Origin of the sequence: Paraburkholderia ginsengisoli NBRC 100965, from assembly GCF_000739735.1 — a bacterium.
GTDB classification, from domain to species: domain Bacteria; phylum Pseudomonadota; class Gammaproteobacteria; order Burkholderiales; family Burkholderiaceae; genus Paraburkholderia; species Paraburkholderia ginsengisoli.
Genome location: NZ_BBJF01000013.1, coordinates 22,837 through 47,704 on the forward strand (window position 1 = coordinate 22,837; position 24,868 = coordinate 47,704).

Annotated in this window: 18 protein-coding genes; 5 read left to right on the plus strand and 13 right to left on the minus strand. The window is 62.2% G+C overall.

The genetic code is table 11. The annotated features are described in order from the left end of the window. Positions 1–111: 111 nt before the first annotated feature. From BGI01S_RS20605 to BGI01S_RS20625, 5 genes are all read right to left on the minus strand, one after another. Positions 112–1,392, minus strand: a complete 1,281-nt coding sequence (locus tag BGI01S_RS20605; protein WP_157004239.1) for an O-antigen ligase family protein — start codon at positions 1,390–1,392, stop codon at positions 112–114. Further along, positions 1,389–2,888 carry a N,N-dimethylformamidase beta subunit family domain-containing protein gene (locus BGI01S_RS20610; protein ID WP_042327860.1) on the minus strand — a complete coding sequence of 500 codons (1,500 nt, stop codon included), beginning with the start codon at positions 2,886–2,888 and terminating at the stop codon, positions 1,389–1,391. The genes BGI01S_RS20605 and BGI01S_RS20610 overlap by 4 nt, the downstream gene beginning before the upstream one ends. Positions 2,889–2,908: 20 nt before the next feature. Next, a complete protein-coding gene (locus BGI01S_RS20615) occupies positions 2,909–3,994 on the minus strand; it encodes a glycosyltransferase family 2 protein (RefSeq protein ID WP_042327861.1) in 1,086 nt (361 codons plus the stop codon). Positions 3,995–4,539: 545 nt separating this feature from the next. Continuing rightward, on the minus strand, positions 4,540–5,784 hold the full coding sequence (locus BGI01S_RS20620; protein ID WP_042327862.1) for a glycosyltransferase family 87 protein: 1,245 nt from the start codon (positions 5,782–5,784) through the stop codon (positions 4,540–4,542). A 171-nt stretch (positions 5,785–5,955) separates the two neighbouring features. After that, positions 5,956–7,137 (minus strand): hypothetical protein, encoded by a 1,182-nt coding sequence (locus BGI01S_RS20625; RefSeq protein ID WP_042327863.1) that lies wholly within the window; start codon positions 7,135–7,137, stop codon positions 5,956–5,958. 242 nt (positions 7,138–7,379) lie between these two features. Here BGI01S_RS20625 and BGI01S_RS20630 point away from each other — a divergent pair, with 242 nt between their 5' ends. Together BGI01S_RS20630 and BGI01S_RS20635 are read left to right on the plus strand one after the other, a co-directional pair. Next, positions 7,380–8,801, plus strand: coding sequence for a UbiA family prenyltransferase (locus tag BGI01S_RS20630; RefSeq protein WP_042327865.1), 1,422 nt, complete (start codon positions 7,380–7,382; stop codon positions 8,799–8,801). A gap of 90 nt (positions 8,802–8,891) precedes the next feature. Next, positions 8,892–9,248 carry a hypothetical protein gene (locus BGI01S_RS20635; protein ID WP_042327866.1) on the plus strand — a complete coding sequence of 119 codons (357 nt, stop codon included), beginning with the start codon at positions 8,892–8,894 and terminating at the stop codon, positions 9,246–9,248. A gap of 303 nt (positions 9,249–9,551) precedes the next feature. Here the strand turns inward: BGI01S_RS20635 and BGI01S_RS20640 are convergent, their stop codons facing one another. Beyond that, complete coding sequence (locus tag BGI01S_RS20640; protein WP_042327867.1) at positions 9,552–12,686, minus strand: acetoacetate--CoA ligase; 3,135 nt, start codon at positions 12,684–12,686, stop codon at positions 9,552–9,554. A 492-nt stretch (positions 12,687–13,178) separates the two neighbouring features. Here BGI01S_RS20640 and BGI01S_RS20645 point away from each other — a divergent pair, with 492 nt between their 5' ends. Then, positions 13,179–13,904, plus strand: a complete 726-nt coding sequence (locus BGI01S_RS20645; RefSeq protein ID WP_042327868.1) for a hypothetical protein — start codon at positions 13,179–13,181, stop codon at positions 13,902–13,904. A gap of 198 nt (positions 13,905–14,102) precedes the next feature. Here BGI01S_RS20645 and BGI01S_RS29035 read toward each other — a convergent pair whose 3' ends face one another. Then, positions 14,103–14,858 carry a class I SAM-dependent methyltransferase gene (locus BGI01S_RS29035; protein WP_167335667.1) on the minus strand — a complete coding sequence of 252 codons (756 nt, stop codon included), beginning with the start codon at positions 14,856–14,858 and terminating at the stop codon, positions 14,103–14,105. Between the two features lie 276 nt (positions 14,859–15,134). Then, on the minus strand, positions 15,135–15,551 hold the full coding sequence (locus BGI01S_RS20655; protein ID WP_232624313.1) for a hypothetical protein: 417 nt from the start codon (positions 15,549–15,551) through the stop codon (positions 15,135–15,137). 256 nt (positions 15,552–15,807) lie between these two features. Here BGI01S_RS20655 and BGI01S_RS31185 point away from each other — a divergent pair, with 256 nt between their 5' ends. Further along, positions 15,808–16,410 (plus strand): hypothetical protein, encoded by a 603-nt coding sequence (locus BGI01S_RS31185; protein WP_084585442.1) that lies wholly within the window; start codon positions 15,808–15,810, stop codon positions 16,408–16,410. 259 nt (positions 16,411–16,669) lie between these two features. Continuing rightward, entirely contained in the window at positions 16,670–17,755 is a 1,086-nt protein-coding gene (locus tag BGI01S_RS20665) for a hypothetical protein (protein ID WP_232624314.1), read from the plus strand. Between the two features lie 148 nt (positions 17,756–17,903). Here the strand turns inward: BGI01S_RS20665 and BGI01S_RS20670 are convergent, their stop codons facing one another. The 5 genes from BGI01S_RS20670 to BGI01S_RS20690 all read right to left on the minus strand — a co-directional run bounded on the left by BGI01S_RS20670 (position 17,904) and on the right by BGI01S_RS20690 (position 24,858). Next, a complete protein-coding gene (locus tag BGI01S_RS20670; RefSeq protein ID WP_157004240.1) occupies positions 17,904–18,212 on the minus strand; it encodes a hypothetical protein in 309 nt (102 codons plus the stop codon). A gap of 110 nt (positions 18,213–18,322) precedes the next feature. Beyond that, positions 18,323–20,575 carry a polysaccharide biosynthesis tyrosine autokinase gene (locus BGI01S_RS20675; protein WP_042327873.1) on the minus strand — a complete coding sequence of 751 codons (2,253 nt, stop codon included), beginning with the start codon at positions 20,573–20,575 and terminating at the stop codon, positions 18,323–18,325. 55 nt (positions 20,576–20,630) lie between these two features. Next, positions 20,631–21,770, minus strand: coding sequence for a polysaccharide biosynthesis/export family protein (locus BGI01S_RS20680; RefSeq protein WP_042327874.1), 1,140 nt, complete (start codon positions 21,768–21,770; stop codon positions 20,631–20,633). A 65-nt stretch (positions 21,771–21,835) separates the two neighbouring features. Further along, positions 21,836–23,221 carry an undecaprenyl-phosphate glucose phosphotransferase gene (locus BGI01S_RS20685; RefSeq protein ID WP_042327875.1) on the minus strand — a complete coding sequence of 462 codons (1,386 nt, stop codon included), beginning with the start codon at positions 23,219–23,221 and terminating at the stop codon, positions 21,836–21,838. Positions 23,222–23,289: 68 nt separating this feature from the next. After that, complete coding sequence (locus BGI01S_RS20690; protein WP_042327877.1) at positions 23,290–24,858, minus strand: mannose-1-phosphate guanylyltransferase/mannose-6-phosphate isomerase; 1,569 nt, start codon at positions 24,856–24,858, stop codon at positions 23,290–23,292. Positions 24,859–24,868: the final 10 nt, after the last annotated feature.

Consider the following 24,868-nt stretch of genomic DNA (forward strand, 5'->3'; position numbering starts at 1 on the left):
CAATGCCGCGCAGCCCACAATGAGGATCACGATCCGACTCGACCGCCTGTCTCGCTGAACCTTCATCTAACCCCCTGGACGGCGTCGTCGGCTAGCCGCGCCCCGTCAATGTCAGATCATTTTTTTTGTGTCCTGGTCATAAAACGTCGATCTTCGATGCCTTACGGGAAGCACAAAACCGGGATGCATGTAGAAGCGCTGCGCTCCTACATTCAGCCACAGCGTCTTCGCCGCAAGGCCGAAGAACAGCAGGCAGCCAAGCGATTCAAAGATATCCGTGGTGATCCCGCTGATCAGTAGAAACATCATCATCGTCCATGCCACTCTATCCGTGGACCCACTGGAGAACAGTATCCTAGACAACAGAGTGGCGAAGATAATCAGTCCGATTACGCCGAAGTTCGCGATCGCGTACAGCGCAATATTGTCCGCATACCCGATGTTGAAACCGAAGTTATTACGGTAATAATCGGTCGCGGCGCCAAACCCGCCGGGACCAATCCCAAACCAGATCAGGTTCTCGCGAAGCATGCCCTGCAGCAGGAGCGGCCATGTACGGTCGAACCGATCCTGGAACGAGCTGAGCGCGCCGCCGTCGAACATCGAGTCATTGACCGCCGCCGCGATCGCGAACGCGGCGAGCGGCACGAGAAGCGTCGCCGCAGCAGCCCAGATAACGCCTTTGCGGATTGTGTCCAGCCTGCAGAAACGATCTACCGCGAGGACGATCACAAGCGCCACCAGCGATGTCTTGTTGGTCGTTGCCCAGATGGAGAGTCCCGCTACCGCGAGCATCATCGACACGAGACTGAACGACCGGAATCTCGGCAGCAGCCAGGTGGCCAGCAGGCCGATCATGAGCCCCGTTGCGGCGCTGTCGCGCCCAAAACCCGGCAACCGCGGCGCTTCTCCGACGTAGTTCGAATTCGCGACGTGCACCGGCGTGCCGTCCACCATCGTGTTCGCCCCGATCCACGGCAACGGGTTGAAATAGCCGAAATAATTCACCAGCACGCCCGCTATACACACGATGGCGATGATCACGACCGTAATCCGTGCGCCCGGTCTCTCGAGAATCGCCAGCGCTTCCGGCGGCGCCAGCATAGTGAAGAACATCGGCAGCATCATCCACGCCCAGAAAATCGCAGCGTTGAGGGTGACGCCATTGAAAAGCGACACGCATACCTGCATCCCGAAGAACATCAATACGAGCAGGTGACTTATCCTGGGACGTTTCAGGACGATGAGCACGATGCATATGGCCATCATCAGCTTGGGCAGATAGATGGCCTGTGGCGCGCCTGCCAGCGACGTGTAGTAGCGGATCGCCCCCGACATGACATCGCTCGTCACACCGAGGAAGAAGGTCAACACCCAAAGTGCACCCATCATGAGTTCCCCGCACCGATCGGCGCCGCATGTTCGTCGCGTTCGGAGGCAATCGGCTCGCGAAGCGCCGCGTTTTCGAGTGAAGCGTCTTGCGCGGCGAGGCCCAGGAAATTCCGCATCACATTGAGCGTAATCCGCGCGACGATGGCGTGACTGCTAGCATTTTTATCCATTAGAACGCGCGGCCAATCCGTGGTGCCGCAATTGAACACCTGCCCCGGATTCGCTCCGTCACCGAGATCCGGTTTGAACACGCCCATGGCAGCGGCGCCGCCTACGTCCCAACCCACGAGTTGCGCCGAATCAGCCAGTGTCACGAATCCGTTCGGTGTGCGCGGCACGCCGTCGGCCTCGTAGCCGACCAGGCGATCTTCCGCGCCGAATGTCTGCGCGTCCTTGACGTCCGTGCCGGCAAAGACCCAATGGTCCGCGCGCCGCACCGTATAGCCGATCGGCTCGCGTTCGGGTTTGGTCCATTTGCGTCTGAGGCGGCTCCAGACACCGTATTTCGCGCCGCCATAGCCGTAGCTCAAGCCGATGAGATCGCTCTCGCTGTAATCGGGCCAGGATTCGGCAAGCCGGTTCATTACCTTGATGTTGTTCACATCCGCATCCGCCCCGAAATCGACCGGCCGGTAGCAGGTATTGCCGCTGAACACGGCCAGATTGCCGCCGCCGGCGATGAAACGCGCGACGTGGTCGCGCATGGGCTGGCTCCAGTATTCATGATGTCCGACGCTCAGCATGCAGCGATATTGCGTCAGATCCAGGTCTGTGGCGCGATGCAGATCCACATCGGTATAGAAGTCGCAGGCGAAATCGTGCGCGCGCAGCCATCGGACGAACTTCGCGTCCCAATGCGTGAAATGCTGGCGCGGCGAGCGCCGGTCATAGGCATCGTCAGGATAGCCAAGTTGAGCGCCGAATCCGCCGCCCGGCCGAAGAAGCGTGACTTTCGTCTGCGGATGCGTACGGTGAACCGGATCGCCATAAAAGCAACCGCCGCCGATCGAGTTGTAAGCGTGGTACGTGGCGATCGGCACTATGTACGCAATCGGTGCGGCCGGCGAACGTGGTCGCGCGATAATCAGCGCCATGCTGTCGCTGTCCGGCGGCGTGGCGAAAACAGGCTGACGCGCAACGCAACGGCGCCCCAGATCCGTGAGTGGTTCACCGGTCGGGCCGACCTCGTACGCAATCGCTGCATAGGCCCCGCTCTCCAGCCCCTCGATATCCGGTTTCACCGTGATCGTCGGCCAGTTCCAGTCCGTGTCGAATCGAACCGGCATGCGCTCGCGTGTCGATTCGAATACGTACTTGCCGTTGATCAGCTTCGACGTTACGTCCCGCGTGCCCGTCGCGACCACCCCGCCCACGCAGATCATCGACTCCGCGTCCCGTTGCTGATAAATCGCGATCGAGAACCTGCTGCGCGGCTGGACCGCGAGGTCGAAGTCATCGCCGGCGGTGAAAGATGTTTGTAGTGGATAGAGTTGCATGCGTCGCGCGCCCCGAGAAGTCACTTATGATTGCCGGCCCAGCGCTGGCCGTTTGCACCATGCGAATCGATACGGCGTGGTGCGACTGCGGGTGTCCGCAGTTCCATTCCGAGCGCCCGCTTGATCAATCGCTTCACCTTGAACACGCGACGATTGACTAATATCTGCGTGCGAAAGCGCAGTGCGGGCAACGGCTCTTTGTGCTGGACGGCGAAGTTTCGATACTCTTCAGCGGTCGCCTCGACGAGTTTCATTGCTGCGGGAAACACGGACGAGTCGACACGGGAAGTTAGAAAACACTGAATGGCGAAAAACTTATGAAAGAGCAGAAGCCAATAGGCGGCATCCTGTCCAGATCCGCTCTTATCCAGAGCCTCGGCCGAGAACTGCGCAACACTTTCAACTGACTTGAGCGTGGTGACCTGCGTGATACTCCCCGGTCGTCGACGATAGTAATAAAGCCGGTCGGGAATGCCGTACAAGGTGCGAGCGCGCTTATAAACGATCGGCATTGCAGAGCATTCTTCGTAGACGCGGCCGGCTGGAAAATCCACGCCATCCCACAAGTCGCGGCGAAAAATTCGCGGGCAGCAATGCATCTGGCAAATGCGTGCAAACTCCAGCAGTCTCGCGGTATCGTTCGTACGGAGTCCGACCGTTGCGTCGTTCACGATCTGAAGCTCGTCGACGATGCGCCCGTTCGGATCCGCCATACCCACGTTGAATTCAATGATGTCCGCCGTGTCGGCATCGAGCAACGGCATGATCATGTCCGAGAAATTCGCCGACCATTCATCATCGGAATCGAGGAAAGCGATATAACGGGACTTCGCGTGCTTCATCGCTGCATTTCGCGCCGCGCAAACGCCCTGATTTTCCTGATGAATCACGGTGATGTGATGCTCAGGCGCGCTTTCCTTGATTTTAAGGATCTGAGCCAATGTACCGTCCGTCGATCCGTCGTCGATCACGATGATCTCGAACTCGTCGGAACGTGGTTGAGCGAGGGCTGATTTGATTGCGAGGCCGATATAATGCTCGACGTTAAACGCCGGAATTATCACGGACAAAATTGTCTCGCCACTACCTTCATCCACTGGTTTCATAGGACGCGTTACCCTTCAATATCGATTATTCGAAATCGCCCCGCCCTTTAAGAAGGCAATGAGGCGGATACCACCCCGGCGCGTCCTGCTACAAGCTCCAGCAAACATCACACCCGTGTCGGCGGAATGACCCAGGCGGACCGCGCGAATCGCTCGCGTGACGCTTTGTTCGCTTTGTGAGCCGCTCCGACCTTCGAATCGATTTCGAGTCGTTCGACGGCGACCATGTGATTTTTCTCGGCACGCCCCTCGTTGTACGCCTCCATAATCCGCTGCGGCAAAAGATATCGTCCGTACGGAAGCCCACAGTGGAGGAGCACATGCTCGACAGTGAGCGCGCCAGCCGTCCCCGGCAAAGGCCAGACAATTGAAGCATTATCGGCCTCTTCCCTTGCGTGATAAGGGCGGCACGCCACCTCGCGCCCGATCCTCGCTACCGGTCGATATGTCAGGCGAAAGGAGAAAGGTCGCTGAGAAAATGCGGTTGTTCGATCGTCCCCTGTTTCCGCAATGCGACAGTAATCCGCTGCGCTTGAGTCTGCGGTTTAAGCGGCCAGCTCGCGTTTTCCGCCCGCCATCCCGGCCACCCCGCGCGGAGTCCGATTCACCCAGTAAATGAGGCCGAGCAATGCTAGCGCACCCCATAGCGTCCAGGAGCCGCCCAGCCCGTGCCCCGTGAAGATGTACGACACCAATAGCGTCACCAGACCGAAGGTTCTGGCGCGCGACGCACTGCGGTTGAGCAACACGAACATCATCGCAATGTAGATGACCGGCAGGATTCCGTAGTGATGCTCCCACGCGATCGGCGACGCCATCGTGAACGACAGCGCCGCACCGAGGAAGTCGAGCAGCCCGGAGGCCCCCTTACCGCGCAGCGGAACGAACAGTGCCGCGCCGATGATCAAGGCTGAGGTGACAAGCGTGCCGCCGTAGACAATCGGATTGAACTCTGGAAATTCGTGGATCTTCCAGAGGGCCGGAGTCGCGTCGGTGGCGAGCAGCCTGTTCAGCAGGCCGTTGATCGACTGATTGCCAATGAACGCTTCACCGGTCCGCGACAGCGCACGCAGCACCGCCAGGTAATCGAGATGGTTCTGTATGCCGAACACCGCAAGCGATGCGACACCCCCCACCGCCGCGACCGCGCCCCACCCCGCGACGAAGCGCCACTCACGCCTCAGCAAGCCCCACACCATGAACAGCACGAACTGCGGCTTGAGCAGACATATCAAGCCGATCAGAACACCCGCCAGCTGCTTGCGGCCCAGGAGCCACGCCAGGGCGGACAGTGCGAACAACGCGTTGATCCAGACCTGCAGCTGGCCCAGATCGAATGCCTTGAGCAACGGGCAAAAGAGCAGCGCGCCGAATGCACTGACGACGGCAAACTGCCAGCGTCGTGGCGCATGGCCCGGCGAGCGTCGCGCCAGCGTGAATGCCAGCGCGCCCGCTGCCAGAACGTTGGCCAGGACCATCCAGAAGTTGATCCAGTTCAGGAGCGCGTTGGACGGAGCGATCCCCCATTGCGACAGCGTATGCAGGGGCAACAGGCTGCTCGGCGGGTATTGGAACTTGACCCGGTCCACGAAGAATATGTGCTCGTAGAGACGGCCGTCGGCATGCTGCTGAAACCAGCCGAGCGCGGCGCGCATGGGTCCCCAGGAGTCGTCGACGTCCCCCGGGTTACGTAAGGAGCGCGCCCAGGTCAATGCGTAATTCAGGACCGAGGGATGCTTGCTGACGATCCCCAGGTGCGTCAGCAGCCGGATCGCAATGTCCTCGACCATCGATGTGACGAATACGACCAGGCACAGTCCAAAGAGATGCCGTCGCGATCGGCTCGCTATCAAGCCGCCCCCCGCTTCAGGGCCAGTTACATTCAGAGCAGCGTTGGAAGACATGGCTCCACCCTCGCGAATGAATCAGGATGTTCCTGGAGATAAGCGGGCGGCAGCTCGTTAGCGCGGCGCGACCTTGCGTGCGGCGACCGGCTCACGGGATGCGGGCATGCGCGGCTGCGCCGCCGGCAGCGGTGCAGTCTGCCGTTGACCGCGCACGGCCGCTTGCTGCAGCGCGGCCGAAATAGTCGTGCAGGTCACAAACGCGAGCGTCATCGTCAGCAGGCTCAGATTGCGCAATTCGTCCCGGTAGCAGAAGGCGATAAATAGCGGCACGGTAATCACCAGCGCGATCCACGCGTGCGTGCGCACCACCGCCGGCAAGCCGCGCCAGCCGGTCCTCAACAATAGCGCGACCAGCAGCAGATGGACTACGTTGAAGCCCTTCGTCGTCAGGATCCCGTAGTTCATCTCCATCCGCAGGTAATTGCGCGGATTGACCAGGTACTGGATGTGCGACATGAGCTGGTACTCCATCGCGCTACCGCCGTTGCCCGCGTACCGGGACTTGATCAACAGATTGACCACTGCGGCGAGCGCAAGGAGGCCGCCGCTCAGCAAGACTGTCTGCTTGCGCGAGTGGCGCAACGCGATGAACGGGACGAGCGTCAGCACGAACAGCAGGTACGACTCCTTGTTCAGCGTGGCGATCGCGGTGACGACGGCGAGCGGAATGATCCTGCGCTTAACCGCAAGCCAGATGCCAAGCGCCATGAACATCAGTTCGGGCATGTCGTAGTAATAGCCGCCTTCAGTCAGGATCAGCGGGAAGATGGCGGCAATCGCCAGTGGCGTGAGTGTTGCTGCCACCCTGTCGCCAATCACCTCGATGCAGGCGGCGCGAATCGCGAACATCGCAGCGAACATCGACAAAAAAGACATGGCGTAGACAAGAAAATAACGCAGCGCGTACTGAGGATTGGCTGCGTCGGTGGCGCTCGGGAAATATCGCTGGATCGGATTCGAGACCGGCGGCTCCTCGGCAAGCTTGTTCAGGAACGTCGTTTTGGCGCTTTGCGGGACCACACTGTCGATTGCGTTGGCGGTCATCGGCAGCAATTGCCGATAAACGAACGGTCGTATGGCCGTGCCTTCCAGCATCTGCGGAAGCGAGTACTTCTCGGTCTCGGAGAACTGCCACTTGATGAAGAAGCCACTGAACGATGCGGCCGCGGCGAGGTAGTAGATGAACGCCAGGAGGATCCACGCGGTGGGACGGGGCAACGCGACTCGATTCGACATTGGAAGCTCCTGATCACATGGCTGGATTTATCAGCCGACTCCAGCACTGATCCCGCCATCCTAATGGTGCGGCACTTCGCGTCTGTGCGATAGCGCACTTCAAGGCGGCACTGCTCCGCCATGTGCGATGCCGAACAGATGCCTCAACTGCCGAGCCCTAGGATCGCACTGTGGCCTGCGTAAGGCCGCATGCCGGTGTTTTGCGCCGATCAATCGCTCCTTCTCTGCCAATAGGTGTCGCCATGTCGTCTCACGCTCTTCCACTGTGCGTCGATCTCGATGGCACCCTTGCGCGAACCGATCTGTTGGCCGAATCGCTGCTGGTGTTGCTCAAGAAAAACCCGTTATACATTTTCATGTGCGTGGTTTGGCTGCTGCGCGGCAAAGGTTGCCTGAAGGACCAGATCGCGAAACGCGTGACGATCGATGTCGGGATACTTCCGTACAACGACCGGCTGGTCGCTTATCTTCGGACCGAGCAGCAGAGCGGACGCGAGCTGTACCTGTGCACCGCGTCCAACGAACAATTCGCAGAGCAGATCGCCGCGCACTTTGGAATTTTCAGCGGCGTCATGGCCAGCAATGGCGAGTTGAACCTGCGCGGCAACAATAAGGCCAGTGCGCTTGCGGGCCGCTTCGGCGAGCAAGGTTTCGACTACTGCGGTAACGACATGGCTGACGTGCCTGTCTGGAAGCGCGCGCACGCCGCGATCGTGGTCGGCAACCAGAAGATTGCGGCGGCGGCCCGCAAGGTTAACCAGCAGATCATCCTGTTCGATGAGGTGAGGCCGCCGCTGCGCGTCGTGCTGCAGGCGACACGCGTCTACCAATGGTGCAAGAACACGCTGGTGTTTCTGCCGCTGCTTGCGGCGCACCAGTTCACGAATGCGACCGCGGTTCTCAACGCGACCATCGCGTTCTTCGCGTTCAGCCTGTGCGCGTCGTCCGTGTACCTGGTCAACGACATGCTCGACCTCGACGCGGACCGCCGCCATATCCGCAAGCGCAATCGGCCGTTCGCATCCGGCAAGCTGCCGCTGTCGTTCGGCGTCGCACTGACCGCCGTACTGCTTGCGCTCACCGGGCTACTCACGTCGTTTCTGCCGGCGAAGTTCCTGCTCGTGCTAGGCCTGTATTTCGCGCTGACGCTGGCCTATTCGTTCGTCCTGAAGCGGCTGATGCTCGTCGATGTGTTCGCGCTCGCGACGCTCTACACCGCGCGAATCGTTGCTGGAGGCGCAGCGGGGCAGATTCCACTGTCGTACTGGCTCATCTTGTTCTCGGTGTCGATCTTCCTGAGCCTCGCGATGGTCAAGCGCTACGCCGAACTCAACGTGATCCTGAAGGAAGGCAAGTCCGCCGCGGCCGGACGTGGCTATATCACACAGGATCTGGCGATTCTGCAGTCCTTCGGCACCGCCGCCGGCTATACGGCGGCGCTGGTGCTCGCGCTGTACCTGAATTCGCCTGAAGTGCAGCTGATGTACCGCCACCAGGAAGGTCTCTGGGCATTGTTCGGGCTGATGCTGTTCTGGGTTAGCCGGATATGGATAAGCGCTTTCCGCGGCAAGATGCATGACGATCCGATCGTGTTCGCGCTGAAGGACAAAGTGAGTCTGTGCGTATTAACGGCGTGCGTGGCCAGCATCGTTCTGGCAGCATAGCGATTCGAGCCGGTGGACCACGGCAACGCAACGACCGGCTCGATGCACACCGGCGCACCGCGCCCACTCGATAACAACGACTAGCGACGAATGGCGATCTTTCTTCTTTTTGCAGCCGGCACGTTCAGTGCGGTTGCCAGTGTCCTGCTGCGCGTTGCGGCAACCATGAACACGGTACAGACTTCCGGCGGCCTGCTGTCTCTGGACACGCTGACCAGCGGGCCGATGCTGATGCGCGTGGGCGCGATCGGCGCCTATGGCGCAGGATTCGTGCTGTACGCGGTCGCATTGCGTCGTGTAGAGCTGAGCGTCGCGTACCCGCTGATGGTCGGCATCACGATCATCGAATTGTTCGGCTATGGTCTGTTCGCCGGCGAAGCGGTGACCGTCAAGGCTGCGGCCGGCGCGGCGCTACTCGCCGCCGGCATCTATCTGATCTATTCGTGAACTGGCCTTGCGCTAGCTGATCCGAGGTGGTTCCCAATGGCACGACTGCCCATGGTGCGAAGCGTCGCAAGAGCTCGAAAGTGCTTCCGGGCGTGAATACTTGCGGCAATTGCCTGTCCCAGATGACGGGTGATGGCGATGGCGGCCAATGCGCAGGATCGCGCGCGGGCCGGGCAAGCGGCTCATACGGAAGATGGGTGTCGCGCGGGCAAAGCGCGAAGCGCTGGTTTGCCGATCAGGCCTATACCGGCGAGGCGGCCCGGCAGGTCGCCGGGCGCACTCATCCAGTGTTCAACACAGGGGCTAGGAATCGATCGCGGCCCGATTGCCCGACAACGCCGCGTCGAGTGCCGCGGCAACCACATCCGCGTTCGGTCTGAAGACCATATCGCTGTGGCCACCCGCCACGTCGATGACCTTCAATCCGCCGCATGCAACCCGCTGCCACAACGGCAATGGATTTCCGCGGCCCTCTATGCGCGTCAATGCGCGAACATACAGGATCGGGCCGGCACGATACCGTTTCGGCCGGTATGTCGTCATCGCGACCTGCATGGCCTGGCGCACGCGCAGCAGCACAGGCGGCAAACCAATAGCGTCGGGTTCGATCCTATGCGCCGTGTAGCCCAGGCGCAGGCGCGCCCGGTCGACCGCCGCCGCCAGCTTGGTCGACACGTATCGGGCACGTTGCGCCGACATCATGTGGCGGAACGTCCGCCATTGCTCGACGACGTAGCGGCCTTCGTAACGCATCCACGCATTCCACGGCAGATACCGCTCGTTGACGTAGGTGTCGACGAGGCACAGCATCTCGACTCGCTCGCCGGCGCGATGCAGTTGCTGGGCGATCTCCAGAGCGATCAGGCCGCCGAACGAGTAGCCAGCCAGCGCATACGGGCCGTGCGGTTGCAACTGGCGTATCTGCGCCACGTAGTCGCGCGCCATGTCGATGACATGCTGTTGCGGCGCTTGCTCGCCCTCCAGACCATGTGCGTGAAGTCCGTACACCGGCCTGCCGTTTCGCAGCGCGCCAATCAGTGCGCGGCATTCCATCACCGAGCCGGTGACGCTGTGCGCGAGAAAAAGCGGCGTCCCGTTGCCCGCGCGCATCAGCACCAATGCGCTCGACGGCGCGCTCGCAGGGCCGGCCTCGAGGATAGCGGCGATCTGCGCGATCGTCGGCGCGGTTATCAAGTTCGTCAGCGAGATCGTCTGCCCGGTCGCCTCGTGGATATGGCTCGCCATTTCCGCGGCGAGAAGCGAATCGCCGCCCAGATCGAAAAAGTTATCGTCGCTGCTTATCGGGCCGAAACCGAACATGCGTTCCCACAATGCCCGCAGGTACGACTCCCTCTGCTCGCGCGTATTGCCGGGCAATGGCAGCGAGCTTCTTTCAAGGTTCCGCGCCGCTTGCTGGCGGATGGCGTCAAGACACTCGGGATTGCGCAACGCCCCGGCGTTTCTGGCCGGCACGCCGTTGATCGCGTCGCGCGCCGCGGCCTCCGATGGCTTGCCGCTATGCGTGGTCGGCAGTGCATCCACCGCGAGGACCAGACCCGGCACATGCGCAGGCGATGCACGGCGGACAAGGTCGCCGCGTACGCGCGACAGCAACGCGGCGGACAGCTCGACACCGGGTTGCAATACCAGCAGCAGAACGATGCCTCGTTCGCGCGAACCTGCGGTCAAGCTCGCCTTCGCCCCGTTGCGGTCTGCATGGGACAACGAACCGGCCGCATTCCGATCGACGACCATCGCATCCCGGATGCCGGGAATATCGTTCAAAATTCGATAGATTTCGGCGGGTCCGACGTTCACGCCGCCGACGTTCAGCACGCCATCGGAGCGGCCGTGCATGCGCGCCGATCCTTGAGGCGAAAATTCGATCAGGTCACCGTGCGTCCAGGCGCCGGGGTTAGCGGCAAAGTACGACGCATGAAAACGTGAACCGTCGGCATCGCCAAAAAACCCGACCGGTCGTGAAGGGAATGGATTGGTGCAGACGAGATGGCCGATCCCCACCGCCGGCCGGCCTTCGTCCCACGCCTGAACATCGAGCCCCAGACTCTTGCATTGCGCTTCGCCCGCATAGACTGGCAAGTTCGGATTGCCAAGTACAAAGCAGCCGATGATATCGGTGCCGCCCGAAATCGACTGCAGCGGCAACGGTCCGACGTGCTCCTTTACCCAGTCGTACTGCGAATCGAACAGGACCGCGCCGGTCGACAGCATCGCGCGCAGCGCTGAAAGGTCGAATTGCCGTGCGGGCTCGAGATTCGCCTGCTCGCACATCTTCAGATAGGCGGGGCTCGTACCGAACACGTTCACGCGTTCATCGGCCGCAATACGCCACAACGTATCGACCGTCGCAAGCGGACCGTCGTACGTGACGATCTCGACCCCCGATGCAAGCGCCGAGAGCTGCCAATTCCACATCATCCATGCACAGCTGGTCTGAAAATAGAGCTTGTCGCCGGGGCGCAAGTCGGTATGCAACCGATGCTCCTTCAGGTGTTCGAGCAGCGTGCCGCCGGCGCCATGCACGATACATTTCGGCTTGCCGGTCGTACCCGACGAAAACATGATGAACAGCGGATGATTGAACGGAAAGCGCCGCCAGACGAAGTCGGCCGGATCGGATTGTGCAATCAAGGCGCCAAGCGAGTGAACCGGCAGCGTGACGCTGCCCGGCAACGGTCCGTCGTCGAGGCTGATAATGCCTTCGAGCGACGGCATCGCCGACGCGAGGCCGGCGATGTTCTCCGCCAGCGCGGTTCCCCTGTCGAACGCACGCGTCGCCGTGTGCGCGAACAGCAGTCGTGGCGCAAGCTGGACGAAACGATCGAGCAGCGCGTCGGCCCCCATCTCCGGTGCCGCGCTCGCCACCGTAGCGCCGAGCGCAGCAACGGCCAGCGTACAGATGACGGCCTGCGCATCGTTGCGCATGACCATGGCCACACGATCGCCGCTGCGCAGCCCGAGACGTTCGAGCGTGCAAGCCAGGCTAGCCACGCGCTCGCGCAGTTCGCGGCGCGTCAGGCGCACACGCGGCGCGTCCACATGACACTCGGACAATGCTGGGGCATCGGCGTCGGCGATGCTCAAACCGAGCAGGCTATCCGCATAGCTCAGTTCGAGGCGCGGAAAAAATTTCGCACGCTCGATGTCTTCGCCAACGCAGACCGGCTCGACTTCGCCTGAAGTTTCGATGTCCGTGCACCACTTGAGAAAGCAACGCCAGAAGCTTCGGTAATCACGTACAGAAAACTCGTGCAGTCGCGTGTAATCGGACAGAGGCAAACCCGTGCGCACCTGGAGCGCTGAAGCAAAAGCACTCAATTGCGATGCGGCAATCCGTTGTGATGGCGGTACATACACTGGCGTACGGGCGCTGTTAGCGACCCCGGGAATCGGGTCGTGGCGATCGGAAGACGTCATGTTTGGGCTCTCAAGAGAGAATAGACACCCCGCGACGATGCGGACGCATGAATACCCTGCTCTAACGATTCGCGAGGCACTTCGCCGATCTGGTCCGGCATGCTCGGCGGTGCTTTCGAAAGAATGAGAAAGACTGAGAAAGAATGTACGCGCGCGCCCGGTGCCGGAATGTGGTCTAACGAACCAACGTATGTGATCGTTTCTCGACCGGCAGTTCCTGCCTTTTCCATCGCAAGCACTCGTCAGCCACTACACCTTTCAAGCGGCTGACCGTATTCGGCGAAAGCTCTTTCGCCTGCTCGCTTCACATCACTCCGAGTGCGCCGGATCCCGGTTCGCCGCTTCATTCCGCTCGCCTAAAACCCAATGTTCTACGCGCTCCGACAACTTGTGTTGGCGAACGTACATAGTAAAAAACGGCCACGGAATACTTTTCATTACGGTCCGATCTATTCGACATAACAAGTTTCAACAACTGCGAGAATCCGAACCATGCAATCCATGTCAGACGCACAAGGTCATACGCCCGCGAAGCGGATTCGAATAGAAACAGGGGTCGCGCTGAAGTCTTTTAGCGATGTGATTCCGATAGAGGCAATCGCAGAGATCAACGAAGCCATCGATCGTTCATTTGGAAGTCTGGCGCAACGTGCTCAATTGAGCCTGATGGCGGCCGAGTTGATTCGCCGTAGCGAATCATTCCGGCAACTCGAAGAGAACATGTGTACCAGTACACGCGCGATGGCGGCCAAAGCCGGACAGACGGAATTGCCGCTTCAGCCTTTTCACGTGATTCGCTGTTCGAGCGCGGCGACGGTGGCGGAAAGTCATTGCCGCCATTACGACTCCCATCTGCTGACGTTACTCATTCCGCTACAACTGGCGCCGGAGGGTGACGCCAACGGCGATCTCGTGATGTATCGCCGCCCTCGTCTTTCAGTCTCCACGCCGGGCAATGTGATATGCAAGATTCGCCACGGCATCCAGCGCGGCCTGCCGCTCGGCTGGCGGAAATGGCTGACGCAGCACGATCTGCGTCGAGGTAATTGCGATCGCGTGCCGGTGCAGATCGGCAGCGTCTACGTATTCAATGGCTTTGCCCTCCAGCACGCGAACCTCGAAGTCGAGACAGGACAGCGCCGCACACTGCTGATCCATTACTACGATCCTGGTCATTCGCTGGGTCTTAGCGAGGTGCTGCGTCGCAGACGGCATTGAGATGGATCGCCAGCGAAAGAACACACTCCCGACATGTCGACGATGTGCTTCGGGGCGCGGCAGGTTCAGAAGCATCGAAAGAAAAATCCCGTGGCTTCCATTCAAGTGGCCACGGGATTTTTTATTGAGGATAACTGATTTAACAATTCGGCTTTCTGGCGACTGCCTCTACCGTCACCCCCCTTCACGACCTGTGTGTCATCCGGCAGTGCCGGACTTCAATAGGAAAAACTGGACCCCACGCGCACCGTGATCGGTGAACTCAGCGTGCAGTTTTTCGATGCCGCACCGCTGGAATAGCATGAGAAGTCTGTTCAGGTTGTACGCATTCATCTGCATCGTCGGTTCAAACATAGGCCTTCCACGAGCAAGATTGGCCAGCCAGTTCGCGGGCGCGAAATGGTCGCGAGTCCCGCTGATGGTGTGGGCGAGCCGGGTCGCATTGCTATCGTAGGTAAAGTGTAGAACGGCGATTCCACCTGGCGACAGGTGACCCAACAGGGCCTCGGCGAGCTTCATTCCGCGCTCGACCGGAATATGCTGGAAGACGATATAGGAATTGATCAAGTCGAACATTCCGTGGAGATTCGTCAGCCCATCATCGGATCGAACGAACTCGATATTGCCGATGCCTTCCTGGGTGACGTTTTTCGCCGCTTCTTCCAGCATGGATGGCGAAACGTCGATTCCAACCGCGCTCTTTACCCGCCTCGACAACGGGATGATCAAGCGGCCCACGCCACACCCGAAATCCGTGGCCCGCTCGGCCTGAAAGTCCGGATTCAGATGCCGATGTATCACATTGAACATGTCGGAAACATACAGCTCTCCACTCTGGAAGAACTGTTGTTTCGCGTCGGTCGACAGTTCGGGTTCCTTGAACTCAGGCCAACTGACGACACCATAGTACGGCGATAATTTTCCCCATTTTTCCCAATGCTTATCGGTGGACATCGCGGTCTCCTCGCGGTTGGCGCAAGTGTCCATACGAACATGGCAGCATGCTTATCGAATGTTCGCTGCCACGCCGTTGTGTCGAAAAGCTTTTCCGTCGAGGCTTCTTTCCGTATGTTCTCGATGATGATGATGGAGAAGCTCTGATGGCTCAGAAAGTATTCGCCGGGGTGAGGGCGACGTTGGTCCATTCTCGCCGTGTAGCGATGCGGGCCGTGACATGATTGCGATAGAGAAACGCCATAGAAAAAGCAAACCAGACAGGCATTCGCCCGCTCACTTTCGCGCCGCCGGCCGCAGCGAATTCTGGACCATCCACTTGATTCGCTCGCAATTCACCTTGGTCCGTGCCGCGAAGTCCGCCGGATCGCGATCACGCAGCGCCGCCATCTGCCGGTTGTCGTTCTCGGCGCGTCGCCATCCGACTTGCCAGTGTCGATCGAAGTCGCTCGCTTCGTGCAGCACTTTTCTCAGCCGCTGTTTATAGGCGTCAACGCGTTCGGACGACACCTCGCAGAACTCGCGCGCGAAGTGAGCACGCTCACCCGCTGTTTCCGCTTTGGCATTCGCGGCATCTTCGCTGGCCATAGCTGGCTGCGGCAGCGCCGTCCACGCCAGCAGGCAGCATGTCACCACGACCAGCACTCCGGGGCAGTGTCGTACGTCGTTCATCGCTACCTCCTGACGGTTCATCGCGGCGCCCAGGGATTGCCCGAGCTTTCCCGTCGTTTTCCGCCGCATCGCGCCGAAATGTCTTTAATGGACAGCAGGATGGCGTTTTCGCGCGCTATGCAGACCATTGATTCGACAATACGCGGTGTTACGCTCAGGGAAAGTAGCCTTCGCGGCAGTGAGCCGCCGTTCAGCGGCAGAATCAACAGCCAATAGAACACGTCGCGAAGCGCATTAGCCAATGAAAAGGCGAAACATCGCTGCGGGAGCCACTGCGATGGAATTTAAAACATATACCGTACTGACGCTAATGGTGGTGAGCAGCTCTGCCTTCGCATGGCAGCCGCTCACTTATCCGGTCCGAAGTCAGAGTCCGTATCAGCGTAGCATCGACACCGCGTTGTGCTACGCCGAAGCCAACAAGACCAAGGTCGACATCAGGCGCGAACCGCAGATTCCACCGCGTCCTCAACCCGCCAGCAAAGCCACGTCGACGGGCGTACCGTCTCGCCCGCCGCTGCCGTCCAGCACTTTCTCCGCCGCGCCGATGAGCGCGAGCATGCCCGCAGCCGCGACCGCACCCGGTGCAAGCGAGCCGGTGGCGACCGCGGCTGCGGGCGCGTCGGCGCCACGACCGGCTAGCGCGCCTACGACGAGCGCCGCTAACGCGCCCGCCGCGGCCGCCTCGGCTGCCACCGGGGCATCGGCGGCGACAGCCGACCTCGGCGCATCGTCCGCGGCGGCGGGTTCGTCGGCGCAGGCGAACGCGGCGTCGAGCGTGAAGCTGCCGCCGCTACCGGCCCCTGAGCCGCCGATGACCCAGTACTGGGCAGCGTATGGCGCGTGCATGCAGGCGCGGGGTTACGTGGTCGCACAGTAACGCCCGCTGCACACCTCGTTGCCGCGCTCTGTTCTTTCGATCGCGGCGTCGGCACTCGATGCCCGTTAGCGACCCCGCCATGCTCAGCGATACGACTTCCGATCAGCAGAATTTCCGACGCTGCGGCCAATGCGGTGCGCCGCTGGCCGCTCTCTTCTCGCCGTGTCCTTCGTGCCATGCGTATCCCGCCGACACGTTCGCCGCACGCGCCGCGCTCGCGCCAGGTGGGCACCTCCCGCCGGACCATCGTCGCCTGCCCATGCGCGTTCCCACACTGCCGACGCGCAGGATCTGGAGCCCGTCGTCGCGGGCGCTGGTCCAGCGCTACGATGCGATCGAGGAGCCCGTGGCCGCGACGAGCGTCTATCGACGGCTGCGCCAACCTATCGCGGTGGGCGCGTCGGTGCTGGTGGCGACTGCCGTCGTGTATCTCGGCTTCATCCATAGCGACGAGGCGCGCGTCGGCATACCGGTCGCGGTGTCCGGCAAGGTGCAGACGCAGAACGGCAAGCCGTCCGTTGGTGTCGCGCGAAAGAGGCCTGACCCGGAGCTTGCGCAGCGGCCGGCGAATATCGTCGCGCAGCGGTCTGCGGCGGTGCGCTCCCTGCCGGTTGCGCCGCCGGTCGGCTCACCGGCTGCACAACGCCACGCCGTTGTGACGGCGGCCGATGTGAGGCGTCCCACTACAACTGCACCAGATGCAAGGGCTGTCATTGCGACGGCGTCCAATGTGACAGGCACGCTTGCAGCCGCGCCCGATGCAAGAGGTGCCGTTGCGGTAGCGCCCGATGCGAGAAGCGCGGTCGTGTCCGCGTCCGACACGAGGCGTACTGCGGCGACGACGCCCGATACAAGGCGCACGGTTGCGGCGACGCCCGATGCAAGACGCACCGCCACGTTAGCATCCGATGCCGGACGCGGCGCCGGCGTTCAATCGGCCAGCCCGGCCAGCAAATTACGCGCGGACGCGGCGAGGCATCTGAGAGCGGCGCGCGTCAATTTGCAGGAGAACAATCTGTCGGCGACCAGATCGCAGCTCTCCGCGGCCGTTGCCGCACAGCCCGAGAGCCGCGACGCACAGCGCATGCGCTCCGCGCTGAGCACGCGCGAAGAGCAGCGCGACGCGTTGCTTAGCCTCGCGCGCGGCTGCGGATATGTCGGACGTTGGGGCTGCGTGTCACGCAACGCGGGCACTGCGCTCGAGATCGATGCGAGCAGCAAGGAGGCGCAGCGCCTCGTGACGCTTGCGATGCACGAGTCCGGACTCCAGATCGCACCGCCGCCCGTCGAGGCTGCGCCGGAACCGACGGCGCCCGCGCCGAGCGACATCATCACGCATCATTGACGGCGCGTCGCGCTGGTATCGGCACTCCACACATGTGAGTGCGAAGGCATACGCTTCGCCGCCGACGCGAAGCATTCATTCACGCACACTAGCTGTCGCAAAGCCGGTGGCGTCCTGACCGCGATGCTGCAAAAGCAGCAGGCTGTCATCACTCGCCATCGCGCGCACCGTCACGTGAGCGCGCACAGACACCAGCGAGTCCAACCTGGCTGATACGCGCACAACGCTCTACCGCGTCGCCATCGCCACACTCACCCGATGCGCAACCGCGCCTAGGCGGCATCACGATATCCGCACGCGGTCGACCGCGCGGCAGCGAGCGCTGCGCCTGCGCCTGCGCCTGCCCCAGCGCGATGACAAACGCATCAGCATGGCGCGGCACGTCGCCGGTATCGACCCGTTGGAGGACACACGGAAATCCATTCGCCAATGCAAAAACGCCGGTGATCAGCGTCACTTTGCGTTTCATGCAGCCTCTCCCTGACGGAGATGCGCAATGCCTACGCTTACGCCTACACCGACGCCGCACCACAGCCGGGCAGCACGCGGAAAAAGAACGCCGCGCCGTCACCCGGCAATACTGTCGTAACCGTAATAACCGCCCTGGTATCCGGAGCCAAGAAACGCGCCTTCCTGCGGCACGTCGGTGAGCAGCACGCCGCGCATCGCGACGCCGCCGTTGCGCAACCGCCTGGTCGTCTCGATGATCTCGTTGAGCGGATGGCGGCCGTGGCGCACCACCAGCAGCGTCGTGCCCGCGTATTTGCCGATCAGCGTCGAGTCCGTGACCGCGAGCACCGGCGGCGTATCGACGATGACGAGGTCGTAGTGCGGCTTCAGTTCGTCGAGCATCGTTTCGAAGCGCTTGCTCGTCAGCAGTTCGGCGGGATGCGCGGGCAGCGTCCCCTTGGGGAGCACGTCGAGACCGGGCAGCACATCGCGCTGGATCATCGCGTGCAGATTGCCGCCGCTCAGCACGTCGGACAGACCCGGCTGATGGGGGATGCCGAAATGCGAATGGACGTCGCCGCGCCGCATGTCGCCGTCGATGATCAGCACGCGCTTGTTCGCCGACGCCACCAGCGCCGACAGGTTCACCGACAGGAACGACTTGCCGCTATCGGGCCGCGAGCCGGTGATCATCACGACATTGTTCTCGGCATGGTCGAGCGATAGTTGCAACGACGTGCGCAGATTGCGCACGCCTTCCACCGCGAGATCTTCGGGCGCCTGCTGCGCGAGCACATGCAGCCCGCGCCGGCGCAGCGCCACCTTTTCCTGCAGGCGCAACTGGGTCTGGCTGCGCGGCACGACCGCGAATACGGGCAGGCCGAGCCTCGCTTCGAGTTCGTCCGAACGCTCGACGCCGCCAAACATCGCGCGCTTGAAGAAGGTCAACAGGATGCCAAGTCCGAGGCCGCCGCCGAGCGCGATCAGAATCGCCAGCATGCGCTTCGGGCGCACGGGCTCGTCGGGCGCTTCGGCGAAGTCCACCACGCGCACGCTGCCGACCTGGCCGGCCTTCGCGACGCGCAATTGCTGCGCGCTGTTCAGCACATTCGTGTAAAGGTCCGTGTTGACACGCACATCGCGCAGCAGGCGCACCGCGTTCTGCTCGGTGTCCGGCATCACCGAAACGGTGCGGTTCATGTTGATCTGCGCGCCCTGCAACGCGGCGATCTGCGCGTCGAGCGCCGCCACCATCGGATGACTCGCGGTGAAGCGCTGCAACATCTCGGCGCGTTGCTGTTGCAGATCGAGCAGCCGGGTCTTGTTGTCGACGATCTGCTGCACAAGCAGGCGGCTTTCCTCGCCGATATCGACCGTGCCGTGCGTGTTGCGGAATTTGTTGTAGCGTTGCTCGGCTTCGTCGAGTTCCTTGCGCAAAGCCGGCAGTTGCTGCTCGAGAAACGCCAGCGTCTGATCGGCCTCGGTCGAACGGCTCGCGATGTCCTGACGCAGGAACTCGCGCGCCACGCTGTTGACGATCGCCGCGGTCAACACGGGATCGCCGCCTTCGACACTCGCGCGTATCACGCCGGATTGCGACGTGGTTTCGTGAATCTGCAGCGCTTTTTGCAAACGGTCGACCGTGCTCAGCGTCGACGCGCGCGACAGTTCGAAGCGCGAGCCGGGCGTGCCGGCCAGCTTGTCGACGTGCAGCGCGATCGGGCCGTCGGCGGTATCGGTCGCGACGGTCTCGCCGACGCGGCCCGACAGGATCGCGATGCCGTTCGGGTCACGCAGCACATACGTGCCGTCGGCGCCGGCGATCAGCGTGAAGGTCGCGTCGTACATCTCCTTCGACGTATCGAAGCGCGACACCGCAATGCTCTCGCCGCCCCACGCGAAGCCCGACAGATTGATGAACGACGGCAGCCTGAAACCCCATTTGCCGTTCACCAGCCCCGCGATCGCTCTGCCGATCACCGGCAGATAACGCGGCGTCGCCGTGATATCGAGGTGCAGATTCCTGACCGTCTCCTCCGTGACGAGCCGCGACTTCAGCAACTCGATCTGCGCCGCCGTCGACGGCCGGGTGTCGAACATGCCGGTGAGCGACGACAAGGCATCCTTGCCGCTCGCACCGGCATTGGCAGTTGCATTGCCGTTGGCCGACCTGTCCTCGACGTGAAACAGCACGTCCGCACGATACGTGGGCGGCGCGAGAAACGCGTACGCGCACCCCAGCGCGAGTGCGATCAGCGTCACCGTCAGGATGGTGCGCCACCCGCGCACGATCGTGCGCAGGTAGTCCGACAGATGAGGCACGTCCGGTCCGGACACGTCGGTGTAGCGGTTGTCGTAGTTGATGGCCATTTTTTTTCTTCACCCAACAAAGCCCGGCGGTTCAGGGTTCAGGTTGCGCGTCGCATCATTTCGTCAGCACCACGCCCGTCACAGCCGCATTGATGGCCGGCAGCAGCAGGTTCAACACGCGGTTGAAGCGAACCAGTCCGCCTTGTCCGACGTAGACGATGTCTTTCGGCTGAAGCTCGAACTGATTGGCGAGCACCATGGAAACCGGCGAGGTCGCATCCAGGTGATAGATCTGCGGCGACTCGCTCGTCGAATTGCGGATCACGAACACCTGCTGCGCCGCGGCCGTGTTCGAATCGAAGCTGCCGCCATCGGAGATCGCTTGCGACAGCGTCAGCGAACCGTTGCGCAACGGCAGGACGGTGGCCGGCTTGTTGACCTCGCCCATCACGTACACGCCGCTGTCTTCACGCGCCGCCACCCGTACCAGGTCGCCCGGCTGCAGATAGATCTGCGACGGATTGCGGCCGCGCTTGATCAGATCGTCGACATTGATCGGATACACGACGCCGTTGCGGACCAGCTCGACGCGGCTGCGGTCGGCATTCGCGCTGAAGCCGCCGCCCTGGTTGATCGCCATCGTCAGCGACATCGGAATGTCGTTGAGCGATTGCGCGCCGGGCGTGCGCACTTCACCGTCCAGATAAACCTGCGAATTGCGGAACGACGCCACGCGCACCGTCACTTCGGGCTTCTGGTACACCTTGCTCAGACGGGCGTGCAGTTCCCTCTGGATCGTCGCGACGTCCTTGCCGGCCACATGCATGTTGCCCGCGTACGGGAACTGCATGTCGCCGTTTTCGTCGATCAGGAAGCCCGGAATCGCGTCCGCATTGCGCGTGCTCTGGTTCGGCTGTCCGAGCGCGGCGGCCAGTTCCGGGTGATCCCACACGACGATCTGCAGCACGTCGCCGGGGCCGACCTTATAGACGGGTGGCGTGCCGAACAGGCCAAGCGTCTGCGACGGCAGTGCCGCCGACGTTTGATCCGCGTGTATCTTGCGCAGCAGGGTCAGGTTGATATCGGTAATCGGTATCTGCTGTTGCTGCGCGGCTTCCGTGCTGAAGTCACCCCCTGTGTCCTGGATCGCGGCCGGCGTGACCATCCGTTGACCGGGTGCGATCCCGCATCCGGAAAGCAGCGTTGCCGTAGCGAAAACCAGGAGACTTCCCGTGCGTAGACCAAGTGAGCTCATGATATTTCCTCCGTGCGCGCGGCAACCGCTCCCAAAGGCGGTAGCGCCGGCGTGTTTTTAAATGCTTAGTAAGCGTTTCGATGCACCAGTCCAGCGACAATCGTCGCGCCGATAATCCGCATGTCGAGTGCGAACGACCAATGGCCCAGGTAATACAGGTCATGTTCGACGCGACGTTCCATCTTTTCGATGCGGTCAGTCTCGCCCCGGAAGCCGTTGATCTGCGCCCAGCCCGTGATGCCCGGCTTGATCCGGTAGCGATTGATGTAGCCGGCGACCACTTTCTGATAGAGGTCGTCGTGCTCGAGTGCATGGGGACGCGGTCCAACGACCGACATGTCGCCACGCAACACGTTGAAAAATTGCGGCAGCTCGTCGAGACTCGTGCGGCGCAGGAACGCGCCCACTTTCGTCACGCGCTTGTCGTGCCGCGTGGCCTGGCTGAGCGCACCCTTCGCTTCGGTATGCAGACGCATCGAGCGGAACTTGTAGATCGTGAAGACGCGGCCGTCCGCGCCCTTGCGTTTCTGTCTGAACAGCACCGGCCCGCGCGACGAGAGCTTCACCGCGAGCGCGATCGCCAGCATCAGCGGCGCAAGTGCGAGCAACGCGGTGGCCGCGAACAGCCGGTCGAAAATTTCCTTTTTCAGCATCGAACTAGCCGACAGCGGCGAGGCAACCAGATTGATCGCCGGCATGCCGAGCAGGTCCACCACGCCGCTACCTTCGAACAGCGCGTGACTGCGCACGTCCGGCATGAAGCGGATATTCACCAGATCGTCGCGGAACTCGCCGATCAACGAACAGATCAGCGGCTCCTCGCTCAGCGACAGCATCAGCCACAGCTCGTGCACGTCGTTCGTGCGGATGTAGCCGGCGAGCGCGTCGACCGTATCGAAGACCGGCACGCCCCGGTTCGCCACCGCCGACTCGTCCGGGCGCGTGTTGTAGACGGCGGTCGCGCGAAAACCGGCGGTCGGCGCGGACTCGATGCGGCGAATGATCGCGTCGCATTGCGTGCCGCTGCCGACGATCGCGACCTGATGCAGATTCATGCCGGCGCCGCGAGCACGCGCCAGCACCGCGTGCGTGATCAGCCGGTACGAGATCAGCAGGCCGCCCGTCACCGCGGTCCAGTACGAGAACCACAGCCGCGACACGAGGTCGATGCGATGCAGCGAATACATCAGCACGAGCGCGCAACATTGCACCATCAGCCACGCGAGCGACACCTGCCCGGCCAGCGCCAGCTTCGAGCGGCCGCGCCACGATTCGTAGACGCCGAACGCCGGGAAAATCGCCAGCGCGAACGCGGCGGAAAACATCACGAGCGCCCAATAGAACCCGGCTTGGGCGAGATAGTCGAAGCGGATCTGCGACGCCACCGCCGCTCCCGCCAACACCAACGCGACATCGAAAACCCGCGCGAGTAAATCCTGAAACTTGCGCATTTTGCTTGCCTCTGTGCTTACGTCGTTACTTGCCGTTCCTGGTCCGCGAATGAATACCGGCGGGCTGCTCAGGAGCAGCGCCCGTAGTTGTCGTTGAACCTCACAATGTCGTCTTCGTCGAGATAGGCGCCAGACTGGATTTCGATGATTTCGAGCGGTACTTTCCCCGGATTTTCGAGCCGGTGCCGCGTACCGAGCGGGATGTAGGTCGATTCGTTTTCGCTCAGCAGGAACTGCTCTTCGCCGCGCGTGACGCGCGCCGTACCGCGCACGACGACCCAGTGTTCGGCGCGGTGGTGATGCAGTTGCAACGACAGTTGCGCGCCCGGCGTGACGACGATGCGCTTGACCTGGAAACGCTCGCCACGGTCGAGCGAATCGTAGTACCCCCAGGGGCGGTGCACCTTGCGATGCGCGTCGGCTTCGGGTGCGTGCTGAGCCTTGATGCGCGACACCAGCCCCTTCACGTCCTGCACATGCGAGCGGTCGACCACCAGCACGGCGTCGGCGGTTTCGACCACCACCACGTTGGTGGTGCCGACGCACGCGACCAGCCGTCCCTCCGAATGCGCGTAGCTCGACACCGCGCCTTCGAACGCGACCCGCCCGCGCCCCGCATTGCCGTTGGCGTCCTTGTCCATCGCAGCCCACACGGCGTCCCACGAGCCGAGGTCGGACCAGCCGGCATCGAGTCTGACCACCACGCCGGCGGGCTTCACTACCGTTGCGCTATCGAGCGGCCCTGCGGCGGCGCTGTCGGCGGTGTCGGCGCTGTCGGTCAGGCGTTCCATCACCGCGTAGTCGATCGAATCAGCGGGCACGCCGAGAAACGCGTCCAGCAGCGGACGGAACACCGCGTCGTCTTTCCTGCCGCCGGCGAACGCGCGTTCGCAGGCCGCATACATCTCGGGTTGCAGACGCTTCAGCGTGTCGAGCCACACACGGGCCCGCACGATGAAGATCCCGCTGTTCCACCAGTACTTCCCGGCCGCCACGTACTGCGTGGCGATTTCCTCGGCGGGCTTCTCGACGAAACCGTCGATCGCATGCCCGCCGTCGCCCAGTTCTGCGCCGATGCGGACATAGCCGAAGCCCGTGTCGGGACGCGTGGGCGGCACGCCCAGCGTCACGATCGCGCCGCGCTCCGCGTAGCGCGCGGCGCATTCGAGCGCGCCTTGCAACGCGGGCACGTCGGCGATCGAATGGTCGGCCGGCATCACGAAGAGAATCGCGTCGTCGCCATCCGCGCAGGCAAGCGACGCCGCCAGCGTCAACGCGGGCGCCGTATCGCGGCGTGCCGGCTCGACGATCAGACGAGCGTCGACGCCGTTTTCGTGAAGCTGTTCAGCAATCACGAAGCGATGTTCTTCGCCGCACACGATGATCGGCGCAGCGTCGACGCTCCAGCCGGCCGGAAAGCCGTCCATGCGCCGCGTGGTGGCCTGCAGCAGCGAGTCCGAGCCGACCACGTCGATCAGTTGCTTCGGAAAACTTTCGCGCGACACGGGCCACAGCCGCGTGCCCGATCCCCCCGCAAGGATGACCGGGACGATATACGCGCAACGCGCGCCCGCCGCTCCGGCAACCGCGTCGTCCGGTCCGGCCGACGCAGCGCTTCCCGCTCCCTGAGTCAACATATTCGGATTC